We start from the raw sequence: 8,942 nt of genomic DNA, 5'->3' as shown, positions 1-8,942 counted from the left end.
TGCTTCGTCATCAGGTCGGCGACCCGCCACGTCCGGGGGGAGAACACGCCCCGGTCCGAGGAGCCGGGCTGGCCCGCGGGAGTGCGCTCGGTGAGGACGATCTGCACGGCGGAGGCGAGCCGCTCCTCCGTGATGACGTCCTTGCCCGCCGCCAGGGGATGTGAAGGCGCGGCGACCGGGATCATCCGCAGGAGGGCGAGGGGACGCTGCTCCAGCCCTGAGAGGTCCAGGTCCGTGCCCGCGATGCCGAGCGTGGCCCGCCGCTCCCGCACGAGCGCGGTCACCGCCGCGAGGAACTCGATTTCAAGCGCCAGCTCCACGCCGGGGTGGGCCTGGGCGAGCTCGTGGATGAAGGCCATCAGCGCGCTCGTCGGGAACATGGCGTCGACCGCGAGCGAGAGCTTCGTCTCCGCGCCGCTCTTGATGCGGCCCACCACCCCCTGGAAGACGGCGAGGTCCTCGTGCAGCCGCTCCGCCGCGGCGACGACGGCCTCCCCCTTCGCGGTCAGCCGGGGCACCCGGCCGCTCCGGTCGAAGAGGCGCAGGCCCAGCTGCTTCTCCAGCCGCTGCATCGCCTGGCTGACCGCGGGCTGTCCCTGTCCGAGCCTGCGGGCCGCCGCGGTGAAGCTGCCCTCCTCCGCGACCGCGCGGAGCGTCCGGAGCTGATCAATGGTGACGCTTTCGAGCACGCGGCAAGTGCATCACATCGTGGACGCGGGCGCACGTTCACTCCCTGCGCTCGCGCCGGGCCCCGCGCCGTCCACATGAGCCCGTCCGCGCTCCACCACCACTTCAAGTCCGTCACCGCGATGAGCCCGCTGCAGTACCAGAAGCAGCTGAGGCTCCAGGAGGCCCGTCGCCTGATGCTGGCGCAGGCCATGGACGCGGAGATGGCCGGCCACTCCGTGGGCTACGAGAGCCCGTCCCAGTTCAGCCGCGAGTACAGCCGGATGTTCGGGGCTCCTCCCTCGCGCGACATCGCACGGCTGCGGAAGACGTTCAGCGGTCGATCATCCGCTGATTGGTCTCCGAGTAGCGGGCCCCCTGGATCGTGACGGTGGACGTGATGTCGCCAATGTCGCGCAGGTCCTTGTCCGTGAGCTGGAGGGTGGCCGCGCCCAGGTTCTCTTCCAGCCGGTGCAGCTTCGTGGTGCCGGGGATGGGGACGATCCACGGCTTCTGCGCGAGCAGCCACGCGAGCGCGACCTGCGCCGGGGTCGCCTTCAGGCGCTCGGCGATCTGCTTCAGCAACGCGACGAGCGCGAGGTTCGCCCGCCGGTTCTCCGGGGTGAAGCGCGGGACGCTGTTGCGGAAGTCCGAGGCGTCGAACGACGTCGTCTCGTCGATCTTGCCCGTCAGGAAGCCCTTGCCCAGCGGGCTGAACGGAACGAAGCCAATGCCCAGCTCCTCGAGCGTCGGCATCACGCTCTCTTCCGGCTCCCGCCACCAGAGCGAGTACTCACTCTGCAGCGCGGAGACGGGCTGCACGGCGTGGGCGCGGCGGATCGTCTTCGCGCCCGCCTCCGACAGCCCGAAGTGCCGCACCTTGCCCTCGTGGATCAGCTGCTTCACCGTCCCGGCGACCTCTTCAATGGGGACGTTCGGGTCCACGCGGTGCTGGTAGAGCAGGTCGATCGTCTCGACCCGGAGGCGCTTGAGCGAGGCCTCGGTCGTGCGCCGGATGTTCTCCGGCCGGCTGTCGAGGCCGCCTGTGCGCCCGTCTTCGTACCCGAAGCCGAACTTCGTCGCGATGACCACCTGGTCACGCACCGGCGCGAGCGCCTCCCCCACGAGGTCTTCGTTCGTGAAGGGGCCGTAGATCTGCGCGGTGTCGAAGAACGTGACGCCGCGCTCCACCGCCGCGCGGATGAGGCTGATCATCTGCTGCCGGTCGGGGACAGGCCCCAGGGCGTGGCTCATGCCCATGCAGCCGAGCCCGATGGGTGAGACTTCCAGACCGCCTCTGCCGAGTTGTCGCTTCTTCATGATGCTTCGCCTCTCTAAAGGGCTGCGCTGTTGAGCGATGACACCCAGAGAAATACCCACCGGGCCCGCTCCGGACTACGCGCGAGGTGCAAAGGGGCTGTTAAGCACTGCTTACAAGCGACGCTCAGGAAAGCGCCCGAGCGGACGTCCGTCAGCCTCCCTGGCCGCACCCGTGGGAGGCCGCCCAGGTGCCGGGGGCTGCCCGCAGCTTCTTGAGGACCTCGAGCCCGATGAACGTGGTGAAGGCGTCCGGGTTGAGGGAGGAGTTGGCGAGGACCACGACGCCCTGTTGACGCTCCCGGTCGAACCCGATGAACGCGGTGAAGCCGATGTTCCCCCCGTTCTTGAACACGAGGGGCGCGCCGTCCTGCACGTCCAGGTTCCACCCCAGCCCCACGCCGTCGACCTGGAAGTACACCGTGTCGAACGAGCCGAAGGTCTGCTCCTGGGTGAGCTTCATCGCCTCCTCCAGCGGTGAGGGGCCCACGCCCATGGCCGCGTCGAGGAACGTCAGCATGTCGTTGAGGTCGGACTTCAGGCCGCCTCCGCCCTGGGTGATGTCCTCCATGTGCAGTGGCTCCACCGCGCGGTTGCCGTGGTAGCCCTGGGCGAGCCGGGCCTGCTGCGCGTCGGTGAGCGTCATGGCCGTGTGGGTCAGCCCCAGCGGGTCGAGGACGCGTGCGCGCAGGACCGTCTCGAAGTCCGTGCCGTGGCGCGCACCGAGCGCGTAGCCGAGCAGCCCATAGCCCGCGTTCGAGTACTCGAACCCGCTCCCCGGATCGCGCGGCAGCGCGTACCCGTTCAGGAACTCGAACATCCGCGCCTCGGTGTAGCCGGCATAGGGGTCGTCCTGATCGGTGTCCATGTTCGTCGGCTGTCGCGGCAGCCCCGACGAGTGGTTCGCCAGGTGGCGGAGGGTGATGACGCTGTCGCCGCGCATGGGCACTCGCACGCCCGGCGGGAGGAAGTCCTGGAGCGGATCCTCCAGGCGCAGCTCGCCCCGGAGGTGCATCTGCGCGAGCGCGACGGCGGTGAAGGCCTTGGTGACGGAGCCGATTTCAAAAACAGTGTCGGCGGTGAGGGGCTCCCCGGAACCCAGCCGGCGCTCGCCGTAGGCGAAGGTGCTCCGCTGGCCCGCCTGGCTCACCCCCACCACGATGCCCACGTTCGCGCCCAGCGCGATGTGCGGGACGACAATGTCATCCACCGCCTCCTGGAGCGTCGTGGGTTCGGACCTGCCGCTGTCACAACCGAGCAGGGCGGCGACGGCGGCCCCCAGCGCAATGACTCGCAGTCCCGGCTTCATCGGCCCACCCCCCACTGCCGGTCCACGCTCAAGCGGAGGCCCGGAAACACATAATTGCGCACGCCCAGCGTGGGGTTCGTGCGCACCAGCGAGCCAAGCCCCGCTGACACGAACAGCTGCGCGTTGACGGAGTATGCCGAGAACAGCCGGCACCGGAGGCCCACCGCCACGGGCACGCCGAAGGCCACCCGGTCCACGTAGCCGGAGAGGTCCGTGGAGCTGCCTCCCGCGGACCTGAGCTGTCGGCGCACCGCGTAGCCGACCTCCAGGCCCGCCTGCACGTTGAACATCAGGCGACTGGAGGAGGAGGTGTTGAAGCCGAGCCACAGCGGCACCTCCAGGTAGTCCAGGTCCACCTGTCGCGACGCGAAGCCGCCGCCCTTGCGCGAGTAGAGCAGGTCCGCTCCCAGGCTCCAGTGCTCCCACGGGTGGTAGAGCACGCCCAGCCCCTGGGCTGTGCGAAGCCGCGTGTCATGCGGCGCGACCTTGAGGAAGTCGATGAGGGGATAACCGGTGTCGTACAGGAGGCTCGTGGACTGGGGGACGAACCGCACCCCGAACTGCACACCCTGCTGCGCGCTGGCGGGCACGGCGGCCAGCAGCAGGAGACATCCCAGAAGCATCTTCATGGCCCGCGAAGGTACCGATGCGCCCGGTCCGCGCGCATGTGCCATTGGTCATGCCTGCTTCAGATCATTCCCAGCTCCAGCGCCCGCAGCACGGCCCGGGTCCGGTCGCGCACGCCGAGCTTCGCGAAGATGCTCGACGCGTGGTTCTTCGCGGTGCCCTCACGGGTGCCGAGCGCGTCCGCGATCTCCTTGTTGCTGAACCCGCCCGCCATGAGCCGCAGCACCTCGCGCTCGCGCGGCGTGAGAGCTTCGGGCTGCTCGCTGCGCTCGAAGGTCACCGGCAGGGCCTCCAGGTTGCGCGACGCGGCCTCCGTCACGGTGGGCCGCAGGAGCGTCTCTCCCCGGGCGATGCGGCGGATGGCCTCGCACAGGTCCTCGAAGGAGACATCCTTGAGCAGGAACCCGCGAGCCCCCGCGCGCATCCCCCGGAAGAGGGCCTCCTCGTCGTCGAAGGTGGTGAGCAGGAGCGTGGGAGGCGCGTGTCCGCCCAGCGCTTCGAGCACGCCCGGTCCGTCCAGCCGGGGCATCCGCACGTCGAGCAGCACCACGTCCGGCGCGAGCGTGCGGATGAGGCCCAGGGCCTCCTGACCGTCGGGGGCCTCCCCGACCACGAGGATGTCCGGAGCCAACTCCAGCAGGCTGCGCAGGCCCTTGCGCAGGAGCGTCTGATCATCCACCAGCACCACGCGGATCATGTCGGCACCTCCCGGGGCAGCCGCGCTTCGAGCCGGAAGCCCGCGTGCTCCTGCGTGACGATGCGCAGGGTTCCACCCAGCGCTTCAAGTCGCTCGCGCATCCCCCTCAGGCCGTGGCCCTCCTGCACGACGCGCTGTCCCTGGCCGTCGTCGTGCGCGGACAGCACGAGGGTGGCCTCCTCCTCGCGGACCTCCAGCCACACGTTGCCCGCGCCTGCGTGGCGGAGCGCGTTCGTGAGGGCTTCCTGCGCACAGCGGAAGAGCGCGTGGGCCTGGCCGGCGTGGCGGACCTGGAGGCGCTCGTCGAACGCGACGTGCACCCGGGGCGCTCCGGTGCCGTGCGCGAGCGTCAGCAGGGCGGTGCGCAGGTCGATGACCGCGGCGGTGCGCAGGTGGCCCACCGCCCTCCGGACCTCCCCGAGCAACTGCTTGCCGATGCCTCGTGCCTCCTCCACCGCGCTGCGCGTGGCCCCGTCCGACAGCTGCACGGCCCGCTCGAGTTGCAGGTGCAGCACCGTCAGGTGGTGGCCGAGCGTGTCGTGCAGCTCGCGCGAGAGCTCCACACGGTCCGCGAGCCGCACGCCGTCCGCGAGGAGCCCCTGCGTCGCGACGAGCTCGCGGTTCAACCACTGACTCTCATGGCGCTGGCGTCGCTCCGTGGCCGCGATGAGCCCGATGACGAACGCGAAGGCCTGCCAGCCCAGGTGTGCGCCGAGGGTCGCGAGGAGGACACCTCCGCCGGGGATCCACGCGGGCATGCCCGCGGCGCCCGGATCGCGGATCAGGACGTAGACGAGCCACGGCACGCCCAGCACATTGCACGCCGCCAGCCACCGGAGCGCGCGGCGCGGCTCCAGCAGGAAGGGCAGGGTGGCCGCGACGATGTAGTGCAGGTTGGGGAAGAGGAACGTGCCGATGAGCGACAGGAGGACGAGCAGCGCGGTCCTCACCCGCCGCCGGGGTGAGATGAGCCCGGGACCCAGCAGCCACCAGAGCGCGGGAAGGTAGAGGGCGAGGGGAGCGAAGCGCGCCACCAGGTGGCTGCCGTCGCCCGGCCGGGCCGCGGCTTCGACGGCTTCCTCCAGCACGGTGAGGGTCCACGCGACCACGCCCGCGAAGCGCAAGAGCCGCTCCGAGGGGAGCCGTGGGCTGCTCGCGTCGTCCGTCGCGGCGGGCGGCGCCAGGGGGCCGGAGGGCTCAAGGGCCCCCGGCGGGGGACTCAGGCGCAGTGGGGTACCGGGATGCATGGGCGCTCGTCCGTCCTGCCGTCATGGCTGCGTCTTGCGCGGCCACCGTAGCAGGAAGCCCTGTGTCATCGCGGTGTCGGTGGGGTGACCCGGCGGGGCACTGCTCCCGATGTGCAGCGCCCCTCCGCGATGGCTGGGATTGCCGGCCCTAGTTGATGGGGCAGCTGCCACCCGAACAATAGAAGCAGGCGCTGGTGCAGTTGCCGCCCGTGCAGAGCGAGATGTCGGGGCCATGGCAGGTGGGCGACGAGACATCCTGCAGGGTGTAGTCCGTGTAGATGTCGCCGCAGGCGATGACCCGGTCGTCGGTGCCACCGTTGGCTTCCACCGACATGCTGTTGCTCACATACGTGTCACCGCTCGCGGTCTTGCCCTTCTTCCAGCTGCCGTAGGCGACGAAGTTGGCGGCGTTCGCGGGAACGATCGCCGTCCCCGGCTTGTAGTGGAGCAGGCCGTTGACCGGCACCTGGACGGTGAAGACGCCCGACGCGCCGCGCTGGCGGTTGAAGGTGACAGGCCCGTTGCCGCTGCAGTTGGCGACACCGAAGTGGGCCGAGTGCCCCGGGTGGTTGAAGTTGACGTCGCCCCACCAGTTGGTCGTGCGGAGCCGGACCACCGTGGCCGTGCCCTGGATGATGTCGCAGGAGCGGAGGTTGGGCTGACACGAGCCGCGGTCCTGGGCTCCGAGCGGGAAGTCACACCCGCTGGTGCAGTACGTATCGCTCGGGTGGGCGGTGCTGATGACCTCCTGGTTGGGATCACCACACGAGGCATCGCCATACTCGGAGCTGACCCACGCCCGGAAGGACGCCGAGCAGCCCGCGGTCAGGGACTGGCCGCCAGCGTCGAACCCGGAGGGCAGCTCCGCGAGCGCTGCCGCGTTCTCCCGCTGGAGCTGCTCGCGCGCGGTGAAGTCCTCCGCGAAGGACGACTGGCGCGCGAGCGCCGCCGGAAGCTCCTGCCGGGACGGGGCCAGCGCGAGGAACACCTCCGCCGGCGTGTGCTTCTTGAGGAAGAGGGGGGCCACGAGGGGGCGCTGCGGGTAGGTCGCCATGACGGCGATGTCCACCGCGCCGTCGTCGTTCTCGAGCCAGACGACGTGGTTGCCGCGGGCCCCGGTGACGCGAGCGATCTCACGCGGTCCGGAGGCCGCCTGCGATTGCGCGTGGACAGGGGCTGCACCCAGCAGCCAGGCGGCGCTGGTGAGGGCAAGGGCGAGCGAGGTCGAGAACGGCTTCACGGGGACGGCTCCAGGAAATGACGGCGATCATTCGCCGCACCCCCGTGAACGGAACTCGCCGCGTTTTCTCCTCACCCTTCGGAAGGCATCTGACCTGCATGCTGCGCGCCGCGGAGTCGGTGGTCTTCCCCCGGATGCTCTGTGAAACGCATCGCGGGCCCGTTCAGGGCGCGCCGAGGGCTGACGGAGCCGCCGCCCGCCGGGTGCGCCGGCGCCAGTACAGGAACACCGGCACGCCCGCGCCGAGCAGCAGCGTGCCCTTGAGCGCGTTGAGCGGGTTGGAGGCCGTGGAGCCCACGAGGACGTACAGCGCGGCGGCGATGAAGAGGAGCGGGGTGAAGGGGTAGCCGGGCACCCGATACGCGGCGCGGGGGATGAGCCCCTGCCGCTCGCGCGCGCGGTAGACGAACAGCGTCGCGGCCGTGGCGCCGAAGACGAGCCAGTCGGCGAAGACGACGTAGTCGAGCAGCTCGCCGTACGTGCCCGTGCCCGTGAGGAGGATGGCCCACACCGCCTGGAAGAGGATGGCGGTGGAGGGCGTGCGGTAGCGCGGGTGCAGCCGGGTCATCCAGGGGAAGAACAGTCCATCCGCGGCCATCGCCTGGTAGACGCGCGGCGAGACGAGGATGACGAGGTTGAGGAACCCGAAGGTGGAGAGGGCCACGCCCGCGGTGATGAACGTGCGGCCCGCCGGCCCGAGCACCTGGCCGAGCGCATCCGCCGCCGGGGCACTGCTCCCCGCGAGCCCCGCCGCGCCGAGCGTGCGCAGGTAGGTGAGGTTCGCGAGCAAGTATACGGTCACCACGCCAATGACGCCGAACAACAGGGCGCGCGGCAGGTTGCGCTCGGGGTCGACCATCTCCTCGGCCACGAAGTTCGTCTGCTGCCACCCTCCGTAGCTGAACAGCACCGGGACGAGCGCCGCCCCCAGGGCGAGCACGATGGAGTCGGGTGCCTGTGGAGCGGCGACGGCCTCCACCACCGCGGGTGAGGGGCTTTCGAGCAGGAGTCCGGCGCCCACGAGCACCGCGAGCGCCAGCAGCTTGAGCACGGTGAAGACGTTCTGCGTGAGCGCACCGGGCCGCACGCCGAAGTAGTTCACCGCGGAGAGCAGGAGGATGGCGCCGACGGCGAGGGGGAACCGGAAGCCGGGCCCGAGTCCGGTGAGCGCGAGCGTGTAGTTGGCGAAGGTGACGGCCACCGCGGCGATGGCCCCGGTGGCGATCATCAGCATCATTCCCCACGCATTGAGGAACGCGGGCAGCGGGCCGAAGGCATCGCGCAGGTAGACGTAGCTGCCGCCCGCCTTGGGGATGCGCTGCCCCAGCTCCCCGTAGATGAAGGCGCCGATGAGCGCCACGCCTCCGCCGAGCAGCCACACGCCCAGGGTGAGCTCCGGCGTGTGCACGCGCTGCGCGACGATGGCCGGGTTGAGGAAGATGCCCGAGCCGATGATGCCGCCAATGACGAGCATCACCCCCGAGAAGAGGCCGACGCGTCGCGCGTAGCCGTCGCGAGGCCCGGCCGAAGGGGCTCCGGCTTCGGTTTCGGCTTCGTCCTGGAGGGGGGAGGGGGGCATGGGTCTCCGAGCATATGCCGGCCGCGAGAGGTCGGATGCGCGGTAGACCCTCCTGGCTTGCTCAACCCGGGATGCCAGCCTCCGCGCACGCGGCGGCCTTCAATTGTGCGAGGTCGACGCCCAGGGCCGTCATCCAGGGCCGGGATCTGCTTCAACTCCTTCATGCCCATCAACCTCGGTTGAGGAGCTGATTCTGTTTCCGCCGGAGCAGCCCGGCTGATCCTCAAGCGGTACGAACGCGCCGCGTCGGAACGTCATGT

At 70.3% G+C, this 8,942-nt stretch carries 8 protein-coding genes and 1 pseudogene; 1 reads left to right on the top strand and 8 read right to left on the bottom strand.

Annotated features, from left to right (window positions below; all coding sequences use genetic code 11):
• The coding region (locus tag D7V97_RS05285; protein WP_147444694.1) for a LysR family transcriptional regulator at positions 1-689 on the bottom strand (689 nt) is incomplete at its 3' end.
• 69 nt (positions 690-758) lie between these two features.
• Between D7V97_RS05285 and D7V97_RS05280 the strand changes: the two are divergent.
• Positions 759-1,055, top strand: a pseudogene (locus tag D7V97_RS05280) (helix-turn-helix domain-containing protein); the annotation flags it as partial.
• On the opposite strand, the gene D7V97_RS05275 reads toward D7V97_RS05280, so the two are convergent.
• The 7 genes from D7V97_RS05275 to D7V97_RS05245 all read right to left on the bottom strand — a co-directional run bounded on the left by D7V97_RS05275 (position 1,000) and on the right by D7V97_RS05245 (position 8,682).
• Positions 1,000-1,986, bottom strand: a complete 987-nt coding sequence (locus D7V97_RS05275; RefSeq protein WP_120609491.1) for an aldo/keto reductase — start codon at positions 1,984-1,986, stop codon at positions 1,000-1,002. The pseudogene D7V97_RS05280 and the gene D7V97_RS05275 sit on opposite strands and share 56 nt — an antisense overlap.
• A 151-nt stretch (positions 1,987-2,137) precedes the next feature.
• Positions 2,138-3,292, bottom strand: coding sequence for a serine hydrolase (locus D7V97_RS05270; protein WP_120609490.1), 1,155 nt, complete (start codon positions 3,290-3,292; stop codon positions 2,138-2,140).
• Positions 3,289-3,921 carry an outer membrane beta-barrel protein gene (locus D7V97_RS05265; RefSeq protein ID WP_158623280.1) on the bottom strand — a complete coding sequence of 211 codons (633 nt, stop codon included), beginning with the start codon at positions 3,919-3,921 and terminating at the stop codon, positions 3,289-3,291. The genes D7V97_RS05270 and D7V97_RS05265 overlap by 4 nt, the downstream gene beginning before the upstream one ends.
• Positions 3,922-3,980: 59 nt before the next feature.
• Entirely contained in the window at positions 3,981-4,616 is a 636-nt protein-coding gene (locus tag D7V97_RS05260) for a response regulator transcription factor (RefSeq protein ID WP_120609488.1), read from the bottom strand.
• Positions 4,613-5,863, bottom strand: a complete 1,251-nt coding sequence (locus tag D7V97_RS05255; protein ID WP_147444693.1) for a sensor histidine kinase — start codon at positions 5,861-5,863, stop codon at positions 4,613-4,615. The genes D7V97_RS05260 and D7V97_RS05255 overlap by 4 nt, the downstream gene beginning before the upstream one ends.
• A gap of 148 nt (positions 5,864-6,011) precedes the next feature.
• The gene (locus D7V97_RS05250) at positions 6,012-7,103 is read right to left on the bottom strand and encodes a hypothetical protein (RefSeq protein WP_120609486.1); all 1,092 of its coding nucleotides are present in this window, start codon (positions 7,101-7,103) and stop codon (positions 6,012-6,014) included.
• A gap of 163 nt (positions 7,104-7,266) precedes the next feature.
• On the bottom strand, positions 7,267-8,682 hold the full coding sequence (locus tag D7V97_RS05245) for an APC family permease (RefSeq protein WP_233582521.1): 1,416 nt from the start codon (positions 8,680-8,682) through the stop codon (positions 7,267-7,269).
• Positions 8,683-8,942 lie beyond the last annotated feature (260 nt).

Origin of the sequence: Corallococcus sp. CA053C (assembly GCF_003611675.1) — a bacterium.
Classification (GTDB): domain Bacteria; phylum Myxococcota; class Myxococcia; order Myxococcales; family Myxococcaceae; genus Corallococcus.
Note: the sequence above shows the minus strand (reverse complement) of the source record. Positions and strands in the feature narration are given on the sequence as shown.